This is a genomic window from Streptomyces sp. M2CJ-2 (assembly GCF_016757295.1).
Classification (GTDB): domain Bacteria; phylum Actinomycetota; class Actinomycetes; order Streptomycetales; family Streptomycetaceae; genus Streptomyces.
The window spans coordinates 78,453-100,691 of sequence record NZ_JAESIF010000023.1 but is presented as its reverse complement, the minus strand read 5'-3'; the positions used below and the strand labels follow the sequence as shown (position 1 = coordinate 100,691).

The window sequence follows — 22,239 nt, the reverse complement described above, 5'->3', positions numbered from 1 at the left end:
CAACGACTACGGACACACTGCGTCACCACCCGCCGAGCCCGCGGACACCTCCGCACCGCTCAACTTTGAAGACCCGCCGAACGATCGGACCGTCATGCCACCTGCCGCACACACCCCCGACGGGCGGACGCCGCCCGACACCCGCGTCCCCTCCCCCTCGGCACCGGCTCCCGAGGAGAACGCCCCCGACGAGCACACCGCCCAGGGCCTCGCCGCCTCGCTGCTCGGCGGCTGGAACCTGGTCGACCACACCCGGCTGGTCGACGGACAGGTCGTCGGGCACCCGCTGGGGCCGGGGCCGCTGGGACGGCTGGAGTACCGGCCCGACGGGCGGATGAGCGCGCTGCTGATGCGTCGCGACCGTCCCTGGCCCGACGGCCTCTCCTTCACCCGGGCCACCGACGAGCAGCGGGGCGCGGCCGCCCTGGGCTTCGTCGGCTACGCGGGCCGGTACACGCTCCGCGGCGACCTGGTCCTGCACCACGTGGAGATGTCGCTGTACGTCGAACACGTCGGTGACGTCCTGACCCGGCGGATCTCGTGGGAAGGTCCGCGGCTCGTGCTGCACACCGAACCGCGTCCCACCCGCACGGGCGGCACCACGACGGACCGGCTGGAGTGGTCCCGCGACCCCGTCCGACCGGATCACCCCGCGTGAACGCCACCGGGCGCGCCCGACCCTGACGGTCGGGCGCGCCCGGTGACCTCCGCCCCCACGAATCAGAGGGTGTCCTCGCCGCCCAGCACCACGGCGCTGACCAGGGGGGCCGCGGGGCCGCCGGTGAGCAGCGAGATGCGGGCCCCGGGGACCTGGTTGGAGGAGGTGCCGCGCAGTTGCCGGACGGCCTCGGCTGCCAGACCGATGCCGTGCACGAACCCGCCCGCGATGTTGCCGCCGGCGGTGTTGACCGGGAGGCGGCCGCCGGGGGCGGTGAGGTTCTCGACGGTGAGCAGCTCCCCGATGTTCTCCCTGGTCACCAGTCCCAGGTCGAGCATGACGGCGACGGCGGGGCCGGTGAAGTTCTCGTAGATCTGGGCGACGTCGACCTGTTCGGGGCGGATGCCCGCGTCCGCCCAGAGCTCGTCGGCCAGCGGGGCGAGGCCGGCCGAGGAGTAGTCACGGTCGTTCTCGTGCAGCTCGCCCCAGTCCTCCCCCGCGCCCTGGGCCCCGGACAGGACGTAGGCGGGGGTCTGCCGCAGGTCCCGGGCGCGTTCGGCGGTGGTGAGCAGCACGGCCCCGGCGCCGTCGTTCTCCCGGGAGGAGTCGAACAGCCGCAGCGGCTCGGAGATCATGCGCGAGGACAGGTAGGTCTCGTCGGTCAGCCGTACGTCCCGTCCGGCGGCCAGCGGGTTGCGCCCGGCGTGGACGTAGCAGGCCTGGGCGAACGCCCGCAGCGCCTCGGCCGGGACGCCGTCGTGCTCGATCATGCGCTGGGTGCGCAGGGCGCAGACCTGGGCGGGCGAGACCAGTCCGTGCGCGCGGTAGTGCTCGTCGAAGAAGTAGCTGGAGACGGCGGCGGACAGTCGTCCGCTCTGCTGCTGGGCCAGGGCACGGTAGACGATCACGTACCGGGCCTGTCCCATGGCCAGGGCGGTGGCGCCCTGGAGGAGCGCGGCGCCCAGGCCGCCGCCTCCGCCGCCGGCCACCTGGGAGGCCCAGCGCAGGCGGCGGGTGCCGAGTGCGGGGGCGAGCGCGGTGGCGTCGGCGTCGTGGCCGTAGGTGGAGAAGCCGTCGACGTCGGCCGGGTCCACGCCCGCGTCCTCGCAGGCCTCGACGATGGCCTGCAACCGCAGGCCGTCCTCGTCCAGCGGCGCCTTGCCGCGCTTGTGGTACGGGGTCTCCCCGATGCCGACCACGGCCGTCGCGCCGCGCAGTGGGAACGTCATGCCGAGAGCCTCCAGCGCAGGACGGGGGTGTCATGGGTGAGCGGGCCCGCGGGCTGGATCACGCCGTGCAGGGCGGCTCCGATCCGCAGGGTGCTCTCGTCGTCGACGAGCATGCCCAGCAGGCGTACCGAGGGGACCTCGTCGAGTCGGGCCAGGACCACGGTGTAGGGGACGTGGTCGGCGAGTTCGGGCAGGAAGGGGTGCCAGGTGCGGGTCCAGGAGAAGACGGTGGCGGTCGGGGCGACGACCGGCCAGTCGAACGCGGCGCCTCGGCAGCCGGGGCAGATGCGTTGCGGGGCCCAGACGTGGCGGCCGCAGTCCCGGCAGCGGGGGATGCGCAGTTCGCCCCGGCGCAGTCCGTCCCAGTAGGGGCGGTCAGGGCCGTCGGGGTCCGGGGTGATCGGTCCGGCGGTGGGTGCCTCGGAGAGTTTCACGGGTGTCGGCCTTCCTCCGTCGTGCGGTGGGGCGGGTCCTCGATGTCGGGCGGTCGCGCGGGGGCCGTCGGGCCCCCGCGGCCGGGCCGGGCGCGGTGCGGGTCCGAACCGGCGGGCCCGCGCCCACGGGGCGGCGCCGGTCCGGTCCGGGGTGGTCGTCGGCGGGTCCGGGGCCCGGGTGCGTGCGGGGGGTGCGTGCGGCACGGAGTCCGCGCGGGCCCGGCGGGCCCGGTGGTCCTCGGCGGCCCACTCTCCCACACCAACCTAAAGCCTTCTGGTTATCCACGACAAGCGCATGCACTGAACCGTGACACCAGCGCAACCCTTGCCTGTTGAATCTTATGCTATTAGGTTAATTCGACGACCCTTCCTGCCGCCGTGCCGACGACCGCGGCAGCCTCGGCGGGCCGGGCCGATCTCATCGTGACGGGACCAAGGAGCACCGATGACCAGCACAGTGATCGAGACGGAGGAGCCCCGTCCGGGCATCCTGCTCGTGCGGCTGAACCGGCCGGACAAACTCAACGCCATGACCTCCGAGCTCATCCAGGGGCTGCACGAGGTGCTCGACCGTGTCCGGGACGACTCGCGGGTGCGGGCCGTGGTGCTCACCGGGGCGGGCCGGGCATTCTGCGCCGGCTTCGACTTCCGCGGCTACGGCGACGCGCCCGGCGCGGTGCCGGACGAGGGACGCCCGCAGGCCGGTCTGCGGGTGCAGGAGCACATCGTCGACCTGGGCGAGGCCTTCCGCCGGGTGCGCGCGCCGATCATCGCCGCCGTCAACGGGGCCGCGGCCGGAGGCGGCATGGCCCTGTCCCTGTTCTGCGACATCCGGGTGATGGCCTCCTCGGCCGCCTTCCACGCCTCGTTCATCAAGCGCGGCCTGGGCGGCGGCGACATCGGGGTCAGCTGGCTGCTGCCGCGTCTGATCGGCTTCTCGCGCGCCTCCGAACTGCTGCTCACCGGCGGCACCCTGGACGCCGCCGAGGCCGAGCGCATCGGCCTGGTGTCGACCGTGGTCCCGGACGAGGAACTGCTGGAGGCGGCGCTGGACCGGGCGTCGGCGATCGCCGAGAACAGCCCGTTCGGGGTGTGGATGACCAAGAGCGTGCTGTGGGCCAACCTGGAGAACCCGAGCTTCCGTTCGGCCGTCCAGCTGGAGAACCGCACCCAGATCCTGAGCACGATGACCGAGGACCACCAGGAGGCGGTCGAGGCGTTCCTGGAGAAGCGCCCGCCCGTCTACCGCAACCGCTGAGGCCCGCGTGGACGCACCCGACACGGAGCGCGCCGGCCGCCCCCGGTCGCTCCCGCACACCGCGGAGGCACGCGCATGAAGGTCGGATTCCAGGCCGGCTACTGGGGCTCCGGCCCACCGGCGAAGGTCGAGCAGCGCCTGCACGAGGCCGAGGCGCTGGGCGTGGACAGCTTCTGGACCGCCGAGGCCTACGGCTCCGACGCCTTCACCCCCCTGGCCTGGTGGGGGGCGCGGACCTCGCGGATCCGGCTGGGCACCTCGGTGGCCCAGATCTCGGCCCGCACCCCGACCGCGACGGCGATGGCGGCACTGACCCTGGACCACCTCAGCGGGGGCCGGGTGGTGCTAGGCCTGGGCGCCTCCGGACCCCAGGTCGTCGAGGGCTGGTACGGGCAGCCCTACCCGCGGCCGTTGGAGCGCACCCGGGAGTACGTGGAGATCCTGCGCAGCGTCTGGGAGCGCCGTGAGCCCGTGACCTACGAGGGCCGCCACTACCGGCTGCCGCATCCGGGCGGCACCGGGCTGGGCAAGCCGCTGCGGTCCACGGTCCACCCGCTGCGGCCCGACATCCCGGTGCTGCTGGGAGCGGAGGGTCCCAAGAACGTGGCGCTGGCGGCGGAGATCGCCGACGGCTGGATCCCGCTGTGGTTCTCGCCCCGGAGCGACGCGTTCTACCGGGACGCGTTGCACGAGGGGTTCACCCGCCCCGGTGCCCGGCGCGGACCGGAGGACTTCGAGGTCGCCGCGGTCTGCCCGATCGTCGAGCACGACGACGTCGAGGTCGCGGCGAGGAGGATCAAACCGATGATCGCGTTGTACGCGGGCGGGATGGGCGCCAAGGGCGCCAACTTCCACACCGAGGTCTTCGCCCGGATGGGCTGGGGCGAGGTGTGCGCGGAGATTCAGGACCTGTATCTGGCGGGACGCAAGGAGGCAGCGGTGGAGGCCGTACCGACGGCGATGGTGGAGGACGTGGCACTGGTGGGACCGGTCGACAAGATCTGCGAGGAGATCGCCCGCGCGTGGCGTCCCACCTGTGTCACCACGATGATCCTGGCCGGCTGGCCCCGGTCAGAGGCGCGCGGGCGCATCCTGGAGGCGGTGCGCGGATGAACCTCGATCCCCGTACCCCCGTCCTGGTCGGCACCGGGCAGCTCAACCAGCGGGACGACGCCCTCGAACCGGTCGACCTGCTGGCCGCGGCGGCCCGCGAGGCCGAGCGCGACTCGGGCGGCACCTCGCTGCTGAAGTCGCTGGACGCCGTCCGCCTGGTGCGCATGCTGTCCTGGCGCTACCGCGACCCCGGCGCCCTGCTCGCGGAGCGGGTCGGTGCCTCCCCCCGGGACACCGCGTACACCGCCGACGGCGGCAACAACCCACAGGCGCTGCTGAGCGGTGCCGCGTCGGACATCGCCGCCGGACGCGCCGACGTCGTGCTGATCGGCGGGGCGGAGACGTGGCGGACCCGGATGCGGCTGCGGGCCCGGGGCGAGCGCCCCGCCTGGACCGTGCAGGACGAGACGGTGCCGGCCGCACCGCTGCTGGGCGGCTCCGGTCCGCTGCTGGGCCAGGGCGAGAAGCGGATCGGGCTGGAGCCGCCGTCCTGGGTGTACCCGCTGTTCGAGCAGGCGCACCGGATCGACGCGGGCCGCACCGTCGAGGAGCAACTGCGGGTCGGCGCACGGCTGTGGGCGGACTTCAGCCGGGTGGCCGCGGACAACCCGCACGCCTGGATCCGGCGGGCGCACACGGCGGAGGAGATCCTGACGCCCTCGCCGGACAACCGCTGGATCGCCTGGCCCTACCCGAAGCTGATGAACTCCAACAACATGGTGGAGCAGGGGGCGGCGCTGCTGCTGTGCTCCGTGGAGACCGCCCGCCGTCACGGGGTGCCGTCCGACCGCTGGATCTTCCCGCAGTCCGGCGCGGAGGCGAACGACACCCTCGAACTGGGCGCGCGCGGGGAGCTGCACCGCTCCCCGGCGATCCGGATCTCCGGGCGACGGGCGCTGGAACTGGCGGGCACGGACGCCGGCTCCGTGGATCTGGTCGACGTCTACTCGTGTTTCCCCTCCGCGGTGCAGATCGCGGCCCGGGAACTGGGGCTGGCGCTGGACGACGCCTCCCGTCCGCTGACCGTGACCGGGGGGCTGACCTTCGCCGGCGGCCCCTGGAACAACTACGTCAGCCACTCCATCGCCACCATGGCCGCCCGGCTGCGGGACGCGCCGGGGGCGGTGGGACTGGTGACCGCGAACGGCGGCTACCTGACCAAGCACGCGATGGGCGTGTACGGGACGCGGCCGCCGCAGGCCGGTTTCCGGGCGCAGAACGTGCAGGCGGAGGTGGACCGCGAGCCGCGCACCCGGGCGCTGGTGCAGTGGGAGGGCACCGGTGCGCTGGAGGCGTGGACGGTGCTCCATGACCGGGAGGGCCGCCCCGAGCGGGCGTTCCTGAGCGTGCGCACCCCGCAGGGCGGACGGACCCTGGCGGTGTGCCAGGAGGCGGACGACCTGGCCGAGATGACCGGACGGGAGCTGGCCGGCGTCCCGGTGCGGGTGGCCCTGGACGGCACCGCCCGGCTGGCGGACGCCGAGGACGCAGCCGGTCCCTGAGCCGGTCCGCGTGCAGGACGCCCCGGTCGGTTCCGCACCCCTCCAAGGCAAGAGGAGAGGGCGGAACCGACCGGGGCGTCGTCCGTTCCCGCGGTCGCGCGTGCGCGAGGGCCCGGTCGTACGTGTGCGACGACGTCACGCACCGGTGCGGAACCGACCCCGCACCGGGACGGGACGCGTCGTCGTCGCACGCCGTCGTCACGCACCGGTGCCCGCGCCGCCCGAGGGGCGTGGCGCGGGCACCGAGGGGTTCGGGCGGGTCACTTGCGGCCGATGAGGTCCCGACCGATGATCTGCTTCATGATCTCGTTGGTCCCACCGAAGATCTTCTGGATGCGGGAGTCCTGGAAGGCGCGCGCCACCGGGTACTCCAGCATGTAGCCGTAGCCGCCGTGCAGTTGCAGACAGCGGTCGACGACCCGGTTCTGCACCTCGGTGGCCCACCACTTGGCCTTGGCGGCGTCGACCACGGTGAGGTCGTCCTCGCCGTGGGCCAGGACGGCCCGGTCCACGAAGGCCCGGGTGACGTCGAGTTCGGTGCTCAGCTCGGCCAGTTCGAAGCGGGTGTTCTGGAAGTCCGCGATGGGCTGTCCGAAGGCGACGCGCTGCTGGGTGTATTCGATGGTGTCGGCGAGGACCGCGTCGGCGAGCGCGAGGGCGTGCGCGGCGATCGACAGGCGCTCCAGCGGCAGGTGCGAGACCAGCTGGCCGAAGCCGCCGCCGACGGTGCCCAGCACGTGGGAGTCCGGGACGAACACGTCGTCGAAGAACAGCTCGGCGGTGTCCTGTGCGTGCAGGCCGACCTTGGCGAGCTTGCGGCCGCGGGTGAAGCCGGGCATGTCGCGCTCGACCACCAGCAGGCTGAAGCCCTGCGAGCCGCCCTCCGGGTCGGTGCGCACCACGACGATGACCACGTCGGACTGGATGCCGTTGGTGATGAAGGTCTTGCTGCCGTTGACCAGCCAGCCGCCGTCCACGCGGGTGCCGGAGGTCTTGATGCCGCGCAGGTCGCTGCCGGTGCCCGGCTCGGTCATCGCGATGGCGCCGATGAGCTTGCCGGCGGCCATCCCGGGCAGCCAGCGCTTCTTCTGCTCCTCGGTGCCGAGCGAGGTGAGGTACGGGATGGCGATGTCGTCCTGGAGGGAGAAGCCGGACGCCAGCGAGGAGGCGAAGACCTTGGCCAGTTCCTCCTGGACGACGTTGCGGTAGCGGTAGTCGCTCAGGGCGGCCCCGCCGTGCTCCTCGGGTGCGGCGAGGCCGAGCAGGCCCTGTTCGCCCGCGGCGAGCCAGACGTCCCGGTCGATGAGACGCTGCTCGTCCCAGCGCTCCAGGTTCGGGGCGACCTCCCTTCGGACGAACTCGGCGACGACCTCGCGGAACTCCTCGTGGTCGGCGGTGTACAGGCCTCGTCTCATCGTGGCTCCTCGGGGCGTGGTGCGGGTGCGTCCGGCGTCATGGGGTGATGCCCCAGTCGGTGAGTACGGCGTGGGTGTCGGCGCCGGGGGTGGGTGGGGTGGTGGGTGGGGTGGGGGTGGTGCGGGAGAAGCGGGGTGCGGGGGCGGCCTGGGGGATGCCGTCGGGGGTGATGTGGGTGGTGCGGGCGGTGAGGTGGGGGTGGGTGGTGGCTTCGGCGAAGGTCAGCACGGGGGTGACGCAGGCGTCGGTGTCGGCGAAGGCCTCGGCCCACTGGTCGCGGGTGCGGGTGGCGAAGACACGGGTGAACGTCTCGCGCAGTCGGGGCCAGCCCGCCCGGTCCTGGGGATCGGGCAGGTCGGCCGCCTCCAGACCCAGCCCTTGCAGCAGACGGGCGTAGAACTGGGGTTCCAGGGCGCCGACGGCTACGTGCCGGCCGTCGGCGCAGGCGTAGGTGTCGTAGAAGGGGGCGCCGGAGTCGAGGAGGTTGTGGGCGGGGGTGTCGTCCCACACGCCGGTGCCGCGGAACGCCCAGATCATCTGGGCCAGCGAGGTGGTGCCGTCCACGATCGCGGCGTCCACGACCTGGCCGGTGCCCGAACGGTGCCGCTCGTGCAGGGCCGCCAGGATGCCCATCACCAGGTAGAGGGAACCGCCACCGAAGTCGCCCAACAGGTTGAGGGGGGCGGTGGGGCGGGCGCCGGAGGTGCCGATGGCGTGCAGGACACCGGTCACCGACAGGTAGTTGATGTCGTGCCCGGCCCGCTGCGCCCACGGCCCGTCCTGCCCCCACCCGGTCATCCGGGCGTAGATCAGACCGGGATTGCGCTCCACGAACGCCTCCGGCCCGATCCCGAGACGCTCGGCCACCTGCGGACGGAAACACTCCACCAGCACGTCGGCCCGCTCCACCAGCGCCCGCACCACCTCCAGACCCGCCGGGTCCTTCAGGTCGGCCGCCACCGAACGCCTGCCCCGCAGCAGCCAGTCCGCCGCGCCCTCGGGCACCGTGCGCAGACCCCCGCTCGGGCGCTCCACCCGCACCACGTCCGCACCCAGGTCCGCGAGCAGCATCGCCGCGTGCGGACCCGGCCCGATACCCCCCAACTCCACCACCCGCAGGCCGTCCAAAGGTCCGGGCATCATGTCCTCCTCGAGCCCCGCGGCGTGCGGGGCGGGCTTGTCGACGTTACGTGCGGGGGGAGCCGGTCAGCCGGCGGCGAGTGCGGCGACCCGCTCGACGAGCGCGATGCGCGCGGCCCGGTCGCCCGCGTCGGGGCCCACCGGCTGCAGGGACAGGGTGGTGACGCCGGCCGCGGCATAGCCGGCGAGCCGCTCGGCGACCTCGTCCTCCGTGCCCACCAGGCACAGGGCGCGCACCAGTTCCTCGGGCAGCACCGCGGCTGCCTCCTCCTTGCGCCCGGCCAGGTAAAGGTCCTGGGTACGTCCGGCTTCCTCCTCGTAGCCGTAGCGGCAGGCCAGGTCGTTGTAGAAGTTCTTGCCCTTGGCACCCATCCCGCCGATGTAGAGGGCGAGTTGGGCGCGGACCGCGTGCAGCGCCTGTTCGGTGTCGGTGCCGACGGCGGCGGGGACGCCGATGCTGATTCCCAACTCGCCCAGTTCCGGGTCGCGTCGGGCCCGGCCCTCGTCCAGCGCGGGGCCGAAGACCTCGGCCGCCTTGCCGGGGTGGAAGAAGATCGGCTCCCACTCCTCGGCGATCTCGGCGGCCAGCGACACGTTCTTGGGGCCGATGGCGGCGAGCATCACCGGGATGCGGGCGCGCAGCGGGTGGTTGATCAGCTTGAGCGGCTTGCCGAGACCGGTGCCCTGCTCCGCGGGCAGCGGGATGCGGTAGTGCTTGCCCTCGTGGACGACGGCCTCGCGGCGCCAGACCTTGCGGCAGATCTCGACCAGTTCGCGGGTGCGGCCGAGCGGTGCCTGGTAGGGCAGGCCGTGGAAGCCCTCGATGACCTGCGGGCCGGAGGCGCCCAGGCCGAGGGTGAAGCGCCCGCCGGAGACGTAGTCGAGTCCGGCGGCCGTCATGGCCATCAGCGTGGGGGTGCGGGAGTAGATCGGCAGGATGCCGGAGGCGATCCGCAGCCGTTCGGTCTTGGCGGCGATGTAGCCGAGCTGGCTGACGGCGTCGAAGCTGTACGCCTCCGCGACGTAGACGACGTCCAGCCCCACGCGCTCCAGGTCGCGCAGTTCCTCGACGGCCTCGACGAAGCCGCCGCTGTAGTCCAGTTTCATGCCGATGCGCATGACGGGGTTCCCTTCCGTGGGGAGCCGGGTGGGTGCGCCGGCGGTGCCGGGCGGGGACGGCGCCCACGGGTCCGCGACGCAGGTGCGGACCCGTGGACGCCAGGGGGACGGGAGGTCAGCGCGGACCCATCCGGATGGCGCCGTCCAGGCGGATGGTCTCGCCGTTGAGCATCGGGTTCTCCACGATGTGCGCGGCCAGCGCCGCGTACTCGACGGGGTTGCCGAGGCGGGCGGGGTGCGGGATCTGCTCGCCGAGCGAGGCCTTGGCGTCGTCGCTCAGTCCGGACAGGATCGGCGTCTCGAACAGGCCGGGCGCGATGGTGACCACGCGGATCTTCAGCGAGGCGAGGTCGCGGGCGACGGGCAGGGTGAGCCCGACGACGCCGCCCTTGGAGGCGGAGTAGGCGGCCTGGCCGATCTGGCCGTCGAAGGCGGCGACGGAGGCGGTGTTGACGATGACGCCGCGCTCGCCGTCGATCTCCTCGGCGCGGCTGATGCGCTCGGCGGCCAGGCGGATCACGTTGAACGTGCCGATCAGGTTGACCTGGAGGACCTTGGTGAAGTCGGCCAGCGGGAAGGCCCCCTGCTTGCCGACGGTCCTGATCGCGTTGCCGATGCCGGCGCAGTTGACGGCCACCCGCAGGGTGCCCAGTTCCTGGGCGACGTCCAGCGCGGCGGTGATGTCCTGCTCGCTGGTGACGTCGGCGGGGGCGAAGGCGACGTCGTCGCCGAGCCTTTCCGCGACTTCCTTGCCGGGCGAGGAGGGCAGGTCGACGATGACGACCTTGGCTCCGGAGGCGACCAGCTTCTCGACGGTGGCCAGGCCCAGGCCCGAGGCTCCGCCGGTGACCAGGGCGACGCTGCCGTTGATGTCCACGGCTGTTCCCTTCTTCTTACGAGGTGGGTGAAAGGGGGAGGGTCAGAGGCGCTCGATGACGGTGGCGTTGGCCATGCCGCCGCCCTCGCACATGGTCTGCAGGCCGTAGCGGCCGCCGGTGGCCTCGAGGTGGTTGAGCAGGGTGGTCAGCAGGCGGGTGCCGGAGCCTCCCAGCGGGTGGCCCAGGGCGATGGCGCCGCCGCGCGGGTTCAGGCGCTCGGGGTCGGCGCCCAGTTCCTGCTGCCAGACCATGGGGACCGGGGCGAACGCCTCGTTGACCTCGTAGGCGTCGATGTCGTCGATGCCGAGGCCGGCGCGGGCCAGGACCTTCTCGGTGGCGGGGATGACGCCGGTGAGCATGAGCAGCGGGTCGGAGCCGGTCACCGAGAAGGAGTGGAAGCGGGCCCGGGGACGCAGCCCCAGCGCCTCGGCCTTGGCCGCGCTCATGATCAGGGCGGCGGAGGCGCCGTCGGTCAGCGGGGAGGAGTTGCCCGGGGTGATGGACCAGTCGATCTCCGGGAAGCGCGCGCCCATGGCCTCGTCGCGGAACGAGGGCTTGAGGCCGCCCAGTCCCTCGACGGTGGTCGTGGCGCGCACGGTCTCGTCGGTGGTCAGGGTGCGCTCGGTGCCGTCGGCGTCGGTGACGGTGATCGGCAGGATCTCGCTGTCGAAGGCGCCGGAGGCGGCAGCGGCGGCGGCCCGGGCGTGCGAGCGGGCGGAGAAGGAGTCCAGGGCGTCGCGGTCCAGCTTCCAGCGGGCGGCGATGAGCTCCGCGGAGATGCCCTGGTTGACCAGGCCCTCGGGGTAGCGGGCGGCGACCGCGGGGCCGGCCGGGTCCTGGCCCTGCGAGCTGCTGAACATCGGCACCCGGCTCATCGACTCCACGCCGCAGGCGATGGCGATGTCGTAGGCGCCCGACATGACGCCCTGCGCGGCGAAGTGCGCGGCCTGCTGGCTGGAGCCGCACTGGCGGTCGATGGTGGTGCCGGGGACGGACTCGGGCAGGCCCGCGCCGAGGATCGCGTTGCGGGCGATGTTCATCGTCTGCTGGCCCGACTGGGAGACGCAGCCGGCGATGACGTCGTCGATCAGTGCGGGGTCGAGGTCGTTGCGCTCCACCAGGGCGCGCAGCACCCGGGAGAGGAGGTCGGCCGGGTGGATGCCCGACAGCTGCCCGCCGGGCTTGCCCTTGCCCGAGGGGGTACGGATCACATCCACGATCACGGCGTCGTTCATGGGACTTCCTTTTCCTGGGAGACGTGCGGACGGGGGTGGGGTGCGGACGCCCGCGGGGTCGCTGTGCGGGCGTCCGGGGTGGCCAAGGGCCGTAGGTCAGCGGCCGGTCCAGCGGGGTGCGCGCTTCTCGGCGAAGGCGCGCGGGCCTTCCTTGGCGTCCTCGCTCGCCATCAGGGCACCCATCTCCTTGTTGTTGAGCGTCCACAGCTGCGGGTCCAGGTCCGAGCCGTAGGCGTAGCTCTCGCGCAGGAGCCGCTTGCTGCTCTGCACGGAGAGGGGCGCGTTGGCGGCGATGGACTCGGCCAGTTCCAGCGCGCTCGCCAGAACGTAGTCACCGGGGACGACGCGGTTGACCAGTCCCCATTCGAGAGCGGTCTGCGCGGTCATCGGCTCGCCGGTGAAGAGGAGTTCGGCGGCGACCTTGGCCGGGACCTGCCGGGGCATGCGGAACACGCCGCCGGCGGCCGCCATGAGGCCGCGCTTGACCTCCGGGAGGCCCAGTCGTGCTTCCTCGGCTGCGACCACGAGGTCGCAGGCGAGGACGATCTCGGTGCCGCCGCCCAGCGCGAAACCGTTGACGGCGGCGATCAGGGGCTTGTCGATCGGGTGCTGCACCAGTCCGGCGAAGCCCCACTCCTCGTGGCCCTCGGCCGACACCGGCCGCCCGGCGGCGAGTTCCTTCAGGTCGGCGCCCGCGCAGAACGCCCGGCCCGCGCCCGTGATCACGCCGACGCGCAGTTCGGGGTCGGCGGCGATCTCCTCCAGTGCCGCGCCGACGGCGGCGGAGAGGGCGGCGTTCACCGCGTTCATGGCCTGCGGCCGGTTCAGGGTGATGATGCCCACGTGGCCGCGCCGCTCCAGCGTCGCGGCCGCCGCGGCCGTCTCCTTCGAGTTGCTCATGGGTGTCCTGTCTCCTGTGGTGTACGGGTGGGGCCGGTCGGCTGTCGCCGGTGCGGCCCGTGCGCCGGGCTCAGGCGGTCGCGGCCTGCGCGGGTCGGTAGACCGACTTCAGGGAGTGGTAGGGGGCCAGCCCCTCCGGGCCCATCTCGCGTCCCAGACCGCTGGCCTTCACGCCGCCGAAGGGGGCCTGGAGGTCGACGCCGTACTGGTTGACGCCGATGGTGCCGGTGCGGATGCGGGCCGCGAGGTCCATGCCGTGGTCCAGGTCGGCCGTCCAGACCGTGCCGCCGAGTCCGTAGTCGGAGTCGTTGGCGAGGGCGACGGCGTGGTCCTCGTCCTCGTAGCGGATCACGCACAGCACGGGGCCGAAGATCTCCTCGCGCGCCACCCGCCAGTCGTTGTCCACGTCGGCCAGGACGGTGGGCCGTACGAACCAGCCGTCCGTCAGGCCGTCGACGGGTGCCGAGCCGCCGGTGGTGAGTCGGGCGCCCTCGCGCACGCCGAGGTCGACGTAGCCGCGCACGCGGTCCCGCTGGGCGGCGCTGACGAGCGGGCCGACCTCGGTCGCCCTGTCGAGCGGGTCGCCGACGCGCAGGGCGCGGACGGTGTCGGTGACCGCGTCGACGATCTCCTCGTAGCGGGCGGCGGGGGCCAGGATGCGGGTGCTGGCGTGGCAGGTCTGGCCGTTGTTGGTGAGGCTGACGTCCAGCAGTGCGGCGGTGAAGGCGGCCAGGTCGGCGTCCTCGGCGAGGATCGCGGCGGACTTGCCGCCCAGTTCGAGGGTGACCGGGCGCAGCAGTCGTCCGCACTGTTCGCCGATGGCGCGGCCCGCCGCCGTGGAACCGGTGAAGGCGATCTTGTCGACGCCCGGGTGGGAGACGAGCTGTTCCCCGGCCTCGCGGCCGCCCGGCAGCACGTTCAGGACGCCGGGCGGGAGTCCGGCCTCCTGTGCGGCGTCGGCGAAGTAGAAGGCGTCCAGCGCGGTCTCGGGGGCCGGCTTGAGGACCACCGTGCAGCCGGCCGCCAGTGCGGGTCCGATCTTCATGGCGGCCAGTGACTGCGGGTAGTTCCAGGGCGTGATGGCGCCGACGACGCCCACCGGCTCGCGGCGCACGACGGTCTCCCCGATGAGGCTCGGCCGCACGTCCGTCTCGGGCAGTTCGCGCAGCAGTCGCGCGTAGTAGGCGACGGTCATCGAGGCGCTGAACCCGTTGACCGGGATCGAGAGCGACAGGGGCATCCCGTTCTCGCGGCTGACCAGCGGGGCGATCTCGCGTCCGCGGGCCTTCAGCGCGGCGGCGAAGCGGTCCAGCAGGTCCGCCCGCTCCTGGGCGGGCATGCTCCCCCACGGGCCGGCGAGTGCGGTGCGGGCGGCCGCCACGGCGGCGTCCACGTCCGCGGCGGAGGCCATCGCGGTCCGGCCGAGCACCTTGCCGGTGGCGGCCTCGATGACGTCCTGGCCGCTCCCGTCGGCCGGCTCGGTCCACCGTCCGCCGATGAAGAGTTGCCGTCGGTCCAGTTCCATGGAGTTCCCTCGTTTCTTCCGCCTCGTTGGGTGGGCCGTTCCGCCGGGACGTGCCGGCTCCCTGACGGGCAGGGGTGACGGGCTCCAGGGGCGCGCGGCGGCGCGGGTGCGCGGCAGGCTCGCGAGAACGGCGACGGGCGCCGAAGCGCAAGGGCAGCCTGCCTTCATTAAACTAATGGCTATAGATAATCATAGGGGCGCGGGGGTTCCGGTGCCAGCCCCTGCGCGGGTCCGTCGCCCGCGAGGCCCGGCCCGGCACCCGCACCCGCTCAGCCGTCGGGGGCCAGGTCACGCACGGCGCGCACGGGGTCCTGCGGGTCCCCCACGAGGTGGATCACGGGCGTGGTGACCCCGTTGTCGACGTACTCACCGATCCGCTCCCGGCAGTGCTCGGCGGGGCCGTGGATCACCAGTTCGTCCACCACCTCGTCGGGCACCGCGCGCAGCGCCGCCCGGCGGTCCCCCTCACCCCAGGCCCGCCACATCGGTCCCAGGACATCATCGCGGCCCAGCCACTCGTGGAAGGCCCGGTAGACCGGGACGTTGAGGTAGGCGGTGATCATCCTTCGGCCCAGGGCGCGGGCCGTCTCGGGGTCCGCGCCGGGCATCACGAAGATCCGCGCGACGATCTCCTTGGCCGGGTCGCGCTCGCGCACGTAAGGCGCGATCGTGCGCACGTCGCGCGCGGAGAGCCAGTTGACGATCGCCCCGTCCCCCTCCCGGCCGGCCAGCCGCAGCATGCCGGGGCGCAGCGCGGCGATCAGCACCGGCGGCGGCTCCTCGGGGACGAGCCGGGCGGTGAAGCCCCGGACCGCGAAGGTCTCGTAGGTCTCGTCCACCCGCTCTCCGCGCAGGGCGGCGCGCAGGAAGCGCACGGTGTCCCGGACCCGCTTGTAGGGCTCCTCGAAGGGGATGTCGTTCCAGTGTTCGACGATGACGTCGGAGGAGGTGCCCACGCCCAGGGCGAACCGTCCCGGCGCGGCCGCGGCCAGGGTCGCGGCGCTCATCGCCAGCGTGGCGGGCCCCCGGGTGAAGACCGGCACGATCGCGGTGCCCAGCCGGAGCCGGGGCGCCCAGGCGGAGGCCAGCGCCAACGGGGTGAAGGCGTCGGTCTCGTCCGCCTCCGCCGACCAGACGTCGGTGTAGCCCAGGTCGGGCAGGGAGGCGACCAACTCCTTCTGGTCCGCGATCGAGAGTCCCGCCACCGGGAGTGTGATGCCCCAACGCTTCGTCATGCCCGCTCCGTCGTGTGTCGTCGCCCCGGCCGTCGGTGCGGGCCTTCGCCCGTCACCGCGCCCGGCCGTCGCCTTGCCGCCGCGTGTCGTCCGTCCGGCGGACGGCGCCCCTTGCGCCGTCCCGCCCGGTCCGGCTCCGGCGGGCACCCGCACGTGCCCGCCGGAGGTTCCTCGACGCCGTACCGCGGGCCCCCGTCCGCGCGCGATCGGGTCGATCGCGCGCGGACGGCGAGGGGTTGTGGCCCGCGGTCGCGCCGATGGTCAGGAGTTGCGCACCAGATCGCGGCTGATGATCTCCTTCATGATCTCGTTCGTGCCGCCGTAGATCCGCTGGATGCGGGCGTCCATGAACGCCTGGGCGATCGGGTACTCCTTCATGTAGCCGTAGCCGCCGTGCAGTTGGACACCGGCGTCGATGACCTTCCACTGCATGTCGGTGGCCCACCACTTGGCCTTGGCGGCGTCCACCGCGCTCAGCGTTCCGGCGTTGACGGCCCTGACGCAGCGGTCCAGGTAGGCGCGGCTCACCTCGATGCTGGTGCGCAGCTCGGCCAGGGTGAAGCCGACGCTCTGAAACTCCGCGATCGCCTTGCCGAACGCCTGCCGCTCACGGACGTAGTCGAGGGTCCAGCGGAACGCCGCCTCCGCCGAGCTCTGCGCGGCCACCGCGATGCCCAGGCGCTCGCGGGGCAGGTTCTGCATCAGGGAGGCCAGGCCGCTGCCGACCGGGCCGAGCAGGTTGGCGGCCGGGACGCGGGCGTTCTCGAAGAACAGCTCCGCGGTGTCCTGCGCCTGCAGGCCGACCTTGTCCAGCTTGCGCCCGCGGGTGAAGCCGGGGGTGTCGCGCTCCACCACGAAGAGGCTGTAGCCCTTGCTGCCGGCGTCCGGGTCGGTCCGCGCCACGAGCACGATCAGGTCGGCCAGGATGCCGTTGGTGATGAAGGTCTTGGAGCCGTTGAGCACCCAGTGGTCGCCGTCGCGGACGGCGGTGGTGGTGATGCCCCGCAGGTCGCTTCCGGCCGCGGGTTCGCTCATCGCGATCGCCCCGACGGTCTCCCCGGTGACGAAGCCGGGCAGCCACCGCTCCTGCTGCTCCTCCGTCGCGAGGTTCAGCAGGTATCCGAGGACGATGTCGTCGTTGGTGCTGAAGGAGGACTGCAGCGAGGAAGCGCCGACGCGGGCGATCTCCTCGCACAGCACCACGCGGTAGCGGAAGTCGGGCTCTCCCGCGCCGCCGAAGCGCTCCGGCACCGAGAGGCCCACCAGTCCGGCGCGGCCCGCCTTCTTCCAGGTCTCCCGGTCCACGCAGCGCTCCTCGTCCCAGCGCTGCATGTTCGGCACGACCTCCCGATGGACGAAGGACCGCGCGGTCTCGCGGTACGCCTCGTGGTCGGGCTCGAAAAGGTCAGTGTCCATCGGTTCTCCTCGTTCGGGGCAAGGTGGGCACCGCGCGGATCGACCGAGCGACCTCGGTCCGCGTGGGCGGGGAAGGACGACCGCGGTGTCGCGGCGGAAGGGGGCGGGCCGTCCGGGCGGAAGGTCCCGGACGTGGGGACGGCGTCGGGCGGCCGGTGGGTCCCTCGGCGCCCGCGGGGGTCGCCGGGCGCCGGACCACCCCGCCGCTCACAGGTCGAGCACCAGGGTCGCGGAGAGGCAGCGGGAGACGCACGGCATCATCGTCCTGCCCTCCTGCCGCTCCTTCTCGGAGAGCAGGGAGTCACGGTGGTCGGGACGCCCCTCCAGCACCGGGGTCTCGCAGGTGCCGCAGGTGCCCTCGCGGCAGGAGGTGGTCAGCCCGGCCCCCGCGTCGTCCAGCACGTCGGCGAGGGAGCGGTCGGCGGGCACGGTCAGCGTGGTGCCGGAGCGGGCCAACTTCACCACGAAGCTCCCCGGCTCGGAGGCGTCCTCGAACTCCTTGGGGGCGAAGCGCTCCAGGTGCAGGCTCCCCTCCGGCCAGGACGCGGTGAGCTTCTCCACCGCCGCCAGCAGCGGTTCCGGTCCGCAGCAGTACACCGCGACGTCGTCCCGCGGCTCCCCCAGCACCGACTCCAGGTCCAGCAGTCCGCACTCGTCCTGCGGCTGGACGCGCACCCGGTCGCCGGGCTGCTCGGCGAGCACGTCGAGGAAGGCCATGCTGGAGCGCGTCCGCCCGCCGTACAGCAGGGTCCAGCGGGCTCCGGCCGCCTCCGCGCGGCGGATCATGGGCAGCAGCGGGGTGATCCCGATGCCGCCGGCGACGAAGAGGTACTCCGGGCTGTCCACGAGGGCGAAGTTGTTGCGGGGGCCGCGCACCCGCACCACGTCCCCTTCGGCCAGCCGGTCGTGCACGTGCGCCGAGCCGCCGCGACCGGCCGGCTCACGCAGGACCGCCACCTGGAGTTGCGACCGGTCCGACTCGTCGCCGCACAGGGAGTACTGACGGACCAGGTCGTCGTCGAGAAGCAGGTCGAGGTGCGCGCCCGGCTCCCACGTCGGCACGTCGCCGCCGTCGGGCCGCGCCAGGGTCAGACGCACCACGTCCTGGGCCACCTGGTCACGCCGTCGGACGACCAGCTCGTGCACACTCTCGTTCGCCGGCACCGCTCTCACCTCTCAAGCAGTCGCGGACCTTCCGTCCGCCGCAACCAAATAACCTTATGCCTGTAGATTAACTCCATCCTTGATCCACCGCCACCCCTCTTTTCGAAGAAGGTCCACGCACGCCTCCGGAGCAGCCGAGGACAAGGGAGTCACAGCTCAACAGGGGTGCGGGAGAAAGGGATGGCAGCACGACGGAGACGTGCGGCACCTGCCCGCCAGCAGGCGCAGCCTCACGGCAGCAGGATTTCCTGAAGGGCGTAGGGGCGAATCCGGGGTTCGGCTGCGAGAAGCCTCAGCCGCCCCGGCCCGGCGACGGCGGTCGGGAAGCCGGTCGGGGGCAGGGCCGCCGGATGATCGGCGGGCTTCACCCGCGTCGGAAGAACCCCGTCCCGGCGGTGCGCGTGTCGCGCAGTCGACCGCCGGAGGAGCGTACGACCCACATGTGTCCGAGCAGGCCGATCGCGAGGCGTGCGACGGCGTCGCCCCAGGCGGGCAGGACGCCGCCGGGAGAGTTCCCGAAGAGGACGAGGCAGAGCAGCAGGCTCGCGGGCACGACCACCAGGAGCGCGTACCCGTACCGCACCCGCGAGGAACGGTTCCGTCCCAGTCGGACCCCCGCGAGGCCCGCCGGGATCTGCGCCAGCAGATGGAGCGCCACGCAGAACAGGGGCACCGCGAACAGGAGGGTGAAGGGTGCGTCGGCCGTCGCGTCCCCGGGCGCGGTCGCGTACGCGGCGTCCAGCAGCCAGGTCGGGGGAACGAGGAACGTGCACAGCAGCAGGAGTCCGCTCAGATGCGCTGCGGCGAGATGCCGGGGCCACGGCGCCGACACGCGCGTGCGCGGCACCTCGGCCCGTTCCGTGGCGCCGGCCCCCGGTCCATGCGTCCGCTCCCGTCGACGGCCTCGGGAGCGGGGGCGTGCCAGGACGGGGGGAGCGCTCCTCCCCCGGCCACTCACGGCGGCATGCCCCGCACGTCGCTCGCGCCGCTCCTGTCGGGCATCATGCGCCGTGCCCCCGACCTCGGGCAAGGGGCTGTCGTACGACGGGACCCTGCCCGGCGGCACGCGGGGATCCGCCCCGCGCCTCGGGAACGCGCCCGGCGCGGGCACGGGCCGTGTCATGCGTGTGGGCGCCGCCGGCCGGTGACCGGAGACGCCCGCACACGCACTCCCGAGGTCAGCCCTTGCGGGTCTTGATCTCCTCGGTGAGCTGGGGTACGACGTCGAAGAGGTCGCCGACGACGCCGTAGTCGACGAGGTCGAAGATCGGGGCTTCGGCGTCCTTGTTGATCGCCACGATCGTCTTCGAGGTCTGCATGCCCGCCCGGTGCTGGATCGCACCGGAGATGCCGGTGGCGACGTACAGCTGCGGCGACACGCTCTTGCCGGTCTGGCCCACCTGCGCGGTGTGCGGGTACCACCCCGCGTCGACCGCCGCACGCGAGGCACCCACCGCCGCGCCCAGCGAGTCCGCCAGCGCCTCGATGACCGCGAAGCTCTCCGCGCCACCCACACCACGACCACCGGAGACCACCACGGCCGCCTCGGTCAGCTCCGGACGACCCGTCGACTCACGCGGCGTCCGCGCCACGACCTTGGTGCCGGTCGCCTGCGCGGAGAACGACACCGCCAGTTCCTCGACCGCGCCCGCCGCCGGGGCCGTCTCCACCGCGGCACTGTTCGGCTTCACCGTGATCACCGCAACACCCTTGGATACACGGGACTTGGTGGTGAACCCGGCCGCGAACACCGACTGCGTGGCCACCGGACCCTGCTCACCGGCCTCCACGTCGACCGCGTCGGTGATGACACCGGAACCGATCCGCAGCGCCAGACGCGCCGCAATCTCCTTGCCCTCCGCCGACGACGACACCAACACCGCCACCGGCGACACCGCCGCCACCGCGGCCTGCAACGCGTCGACCTTCGGCACCACCAGGTAATCGGCGTACTCGGCTGCCTCGTGGGTGAGGACCTTGACCGCACCGTGCTCGGCCAACACACCAGCGGTACCGGCGGCACCGGCACCCACCGTGACCGCGACCGGCTCACCGAGACGACGCGCCAGCGTCAACAGCTCCAGAGTGGGCTTGCGGACCGCACCGTCCGCGTGGTCGACGAAGACGAGAACTTCAGCCATGGGACTTCTTCTCTCCAGCTTGCGAGGGATCAGGGAAGGGGAGCGAGACGAGCCGCGGACTCAGATGAACTTCTGACCCGCGAGCCCCTCACACGAACTTGCGCTCCGCGAGGAAGGCGGCGAGCTGCTTGCCGCCCTCGCCCTCGTCCTTGACGACCGTGCCCGCGGTACGCGCCGGACGCTCGGTCGCGGAGTCGACCACCGTGTACGCGCCCTCCAGACCGACCTCCTCGGTCTCCAGGCCCAGGTCGGACAGGTCCCAGGACTGAACCGGCTTCTTCTTCGCCGCCATGATCCCCTTGAACGAGGGGTACCGCGCCTCACCCGACTGGTCGGTCACCGACACCACCGCCGGCAGCGACGCCTCCAACTGCTCCGAAGCGGCGTCCCCGTCGCGGCGGCCCTTGACCGTGCCACCCTCCACCGAGACCTCGGACAGCAGCGTCACCTGCGGCACACCCAGACGCTCCGCCAGCAGCGCCGGCACCACGCCCATCACACCGTCCGTCGAGGCCATACCGGAGACGACCAGGTCGTAGCCGGCCTTCTCGATCGCCTTGGCCAGCACCAGCGACGTACCGATCGCGTCGGTACCGTGCAGATCGTCGTCCTCGACGTGGATCGCCTTGTCGGCGCCCATGGACAGCGCCTTGCGCAGCGCGTCCTTGGCGTCCTCCGGGCCCACCGTCAGCACGGTGACCTCCACGTCGTCGTCGCCCTTGTCCCGACGGTCTTCCGAGATCTGCAGCGCCTGCTCGACCGCGTACTCGTCCAGCTCGGAGAGCAGACCGTCCACGTCGTCGCGGTCGACGGTCAGGTCATCGGCGAAGTGCCGGTCGCCCGTGGCGTCGGGCACGTACTTCACTGTGACAACGATCCTCAAGCTCACGTTCCCTCTCCCACGTTCGACGCGCGCCGCCCGTCCGGGCCGATACCCGCGTGCGGCAACCGACCATCCGTTGTGTCCCCGGAGCGGTGCGCACCGCGTGAATCCGGGGGTTGCGCGAACCTGCGCACCTCTCGCGCGATCGCCTCCGGGGCGATCACGCCGACGCCGTTCCAGGTCCGCGGGCCCTGCATCCGTACCGACGGACCTCAGCGCTTGAGGAACCTCTCCTGCGCCTCGCTGAAGTAGTCCGTGGCCAGCATCCGTACCTGTGCCTCCGCCTCGCTCTCCAGCACGGACGCCAGGTCCTGCTCCGGCTGAGCGAAGATCCCCTTGGTCTCGGCATACATCGCCGGCGACCCCTGCCCCAGACGTTCGGCCAGGTCGAGCGCGCGGTCCACCGCGCTGCCCGGATCGACGAGTTCGGTGACGAGCCCCATCGCGTCGGCTTCCTCGGCGGTGAAGTCGTTCGCCAGCAGCATCAGTTCCTTGGCGCGCGCCGCGCCGATGCGCCGCGGCAGCGTCCAGAAGAGACCGGTGTCGGGGACGAGACCGAGCCTGCCGAACGAGGCGGCGAACCGCGCGTCCCGACTCGATACGACGAAGTCGGTGGCCGCGACCAGCGAGAGACCGAGGCCGAACGCCCCTCCCTCGACCGCGCTGATGATCGGCTTGGGCCCCCCGACCAGCCTGTTGACGAGTTCGGTCAGCACACACAGGCGCACCCGGGCGACCTCCGGATCGGTCGGCATGCTCCTGATGTCACCGCCCGCGGAGAACATCGGCCCCGCACCGGTGAGCACGACGGCGACGACGTCGGGGTCCTGCGCGGCGGCGTCGAGCGCGGCGATGAGCTCGCGCCGGTCCTGGAGGTCCAGGGCGTTGCGCCGCCGGGGGCGGTTGAGTTCGAGAACCGCCGTGCGCCCTCGCTTCGTGGTCAGGACTGCCGGCTCGTCGGACACGGTTTCCTCCTGGGCTGCCGCGCTGTCG

At 72.7% G+C, this 22,239-nt stretch carries 20 protein-coding genes; 4 read left to right on the top strand and 16 right to left on the bottom strand.

All coding sequences use genetic code 11. The annotated features are described in order from the left end of the window. The first annotated feature begins 94 nt into the window (after positions 1–94). Positions 95–658 (top strand): lipocalin-like domain-containing protein, encoded by a 564-nt coding sequence (locus tag JL475_RS19340; RefSeq protein ID WP_016828298.1) that lies wholly within the window; start codon positions 95–97, stop codon positions 656–658. Between the two features lie 62 nt (positions 659–720). Here the strand turns inward: JL475_RS19340 and JL475_RS19335 are convergent, their stop codons facing one another. Next, a complete protein-coding gene (locus JL475_RS19335; RefSeq protein ID WP_202279033.1) occupies positions 721–1,887 on the bottom strand; it encodes a transporter in 1,167 nt (388 codons plus the stop codon). Then, on the bottom strand, positions 1,884–2,321 hold the full coding sequence (locus JL475_RS19330) for a Zn-ribbon domain-containing OB-fold protein (RefSeq protein ID WP_016828296.1): 438 nt from the start codon (positions 2,319–2,321) through the stop codon (positions 1,884–1,886). The genes JL475_RS19335 and JL475_RS19330 overlap by 4 nt, the downstream gene beginning before the upstream one ends. Positions 2,322–2,766: 445 nt before the next feature. Between JL475_RS19330 and JL475_RS19325 the strand changes: the two genes are divergently transcribed. The 3 genes from JL475_RS19325 (at position 2,767) to JL475_RS19315 (ending at position 6,194) form a co-directional block, all read left to right on the top strand. Then, the gene (locus JL475_RS19325; protein ID WP_109383192.1) at positions 2,767–3,579 is read left to right on the top strand and encodes an enoyl-CoA hydratase/isomerase family protein; all 813 of its coding nucleotides are present in this window, start codon (positions 2,767–2,769) and stop codon (positions 3,577–3,579) included. Positions 3,580–3,654: 75 nt separating this feature from the next. Next, on the top strand, positions 3,655–4,692 hold the full coding sequence (locus JL475_RS19320; RefSeq protein ID WP_202279031.1) for an LLM class F420-dependent oxidoreductase: 1,038 nt from the start codon (positions 3,655–3,657) through the stop codon (positions 4,690–4,692). Beyond that, a complete protein-coding gene (locus JL475_RS19315) occupies positions 4,689–6,194 on the top strand; it encodes an acetyl-CoA acetyltransferase (protein WP_202279029.1) in 1,506 nt (501 codons plus the stop codon). Before JL475_RS19320 ends, JL475_RS19315 begins: the two co-directional genes overlap by 4 nt. Before the next feature lie 260 nt (positions 6,195–6,454). Here JL475_RS19315 and JL475_RS19310 read toward each other — a convergent pair whose 3' ends face one another. The 14 genes from JL475_RS19310 to JL475_RS19245 form a co-directional block, all read right to left on the bottom strand. Continuing rightward, positions 6,455–7,609: an acyl-CoA dehydrogenase family protein gene (locus JL475_RS19310; RefSeq protein ID WP_202279027.1), complete on the bottom strand. Its 1,155-nt coding sequence runs from the start codon at positions 7,607–7,609 to the stop codon at positions 6,455–6,457. 37 nt (positions 7,610–7,646) lie between these two features. Beyond that, complete coding sequence (locus JL475_RS19305; protein WP_202279041.1) at positions 7,647–8,750, bottom strand: CaiB/BaiF CoA-transferase family protein; 1,104 nt, start codon at positions 8,748–8,750, stop codon at positions 7,647–7,649. 66 nt (positions 8,751–8,816) lie between these two features. Further along, entirely contained in the window at positions 8,817–9,869 is a 1,053-nt protein-coding gene (locus JL475_RS19300; protein ID WP_202279025.1) for an LLM class F420-dependent oxidoreductase, read from the bottom strand. Positions 9,870–9,984: 115 nt separating this feature from the next. Continuing rightward, positions 9,985–10,746, bottom strand: coding sequence for a 3-hydroxyacyl-CoA dehydrogenase (locus tag JL475_RS19295; protein WP_202279023.1), 762 nt, complete (start codon positions 10,744–10,746; stop codon positions 9,985–9,987). A 42-nt stretch (positions 10,747–10,788) separates the two neighbouring features. After that, positions 10,789–11,982 carry an acetyl-CoA C-acyltransferase gene (locus tag JL475_RS19290; RefSeq protein ID WP_016828288.1) on the bottom strand — a complete coding sequence of 398 codons (1,194 nt, stop codon included), beginning with the start codon at positions 11,980–11,982 and terminating at the stop codon, positions 10,789–10,791. A 96-nt stretch (positions 11,983–12,078) separates the two neighbouring features. Beyond that, a complete protein-coding gene (locus JL475_RS19285; protein ID WP_202279021.1) occupies positions 12,079–12,882 on the bottom strand; it encodes a crotonase/enoyl-CoA hydratase family protein in 804 nt (267 codons plus the stop codon). Positions 12,883–12,952: 70 nt separating this feature from the next. Next, a complete protein-coding gene (locus JL475_RS19280; RefSeq protein WP_202279019.1) occupies positions 12,953–14,407 on the bottom strand; it encodes an aldehyde dehydrogenase in 1,455 nt (484 codons plus the stop codon). A gap of 269 nt (positions 14,408–14,676) precedes the next feature. Further along, on the bottom strand, positions 14,677–15,642 hold the full coding sequence (locus tag JL475_RS19275; RefSeq protein ID WP_202279018.1) for an LLM class F420-dependent oxidoreductase: 966 nt from the start codon (positions 15,640–15,642) through the stop codon (positions 14,677–14,679). A gap of 261 nt (positions 15,643–15,903) precedes the next feature. Then, the gene (locus JL475_RS19270; RefSeq protein ID WP_202279016.1) at positions 15,904–17,058 is read right to left on the bottom strand and encodes an acyl-CoA dehydrogenase family protein; all 1,155 of its coding nucleotides are present in this window, start codon (positions 17,056–17,058) and stop codon (positions 15,904–15,906) included. A gap of 207 nt (positions 17,059–17,265) precedes the next feature. Continuing rightward, entirely contained in the window at positions 17,266–18,222 is a 957-nt protein-coding gene (locus JL475_RS19265) for a PDR/VanB family oxidoreductase (protein WP_307825105.1), read from the bottom strand. A gap of 364 nt (positions 18,223–18,586) precedes the next feature. Next, positions 18,587–19,069 (bottom strand): hypothetical protein, encoded by a 483-nt coding sequence (locus JL475_RS19260; RefSeq protein WP_202279012.1) that lies wholly within the window; start codon positions 19,067–19,069, stop codon positions 18,587–18,589. 331 nt (positions 19,070–19,400) lie between these two features. Continuing rightward, positions 19,401–20,363, bottom strand: coding sequence for an electron transfer flavoprotein subunit alpha/FixB family protein (locus JL475_RS19255; RefSeq protein ID WP_202279010.1), 963 nt, complete (start codon positions 20,361–20,363; stop codon positions 19,401–19,403). An 88-nt stretch (positions 20,364–20,451) separates the two neighbouring features. Continuing rightward, positions 20,452–21,252 (bottom strand): electron transfer flavoprotein subunit beta/FixA family protein, encoded by an 801-nt coding sequence (locus JL475_RS19250; protein WP_202279008.1) that lies wholly within the window; start codon positions 21,250–21,252, stop codon positions 20,452–20,454. 206 nt (positions 21,253–21,458) lie between these two features. Then, entirely contained in the window at positions 21,459–22,211 is a 753-nt protein-coding gene (locus JL475_RS19245; RefSeq protein WP_202279007.1) for an enoyl-CoA hydratase/isomerase family protein, read from the bottom strand. Between the last annotated feature and the right edge of the window lie 28 nt (positions 22,212–22,239).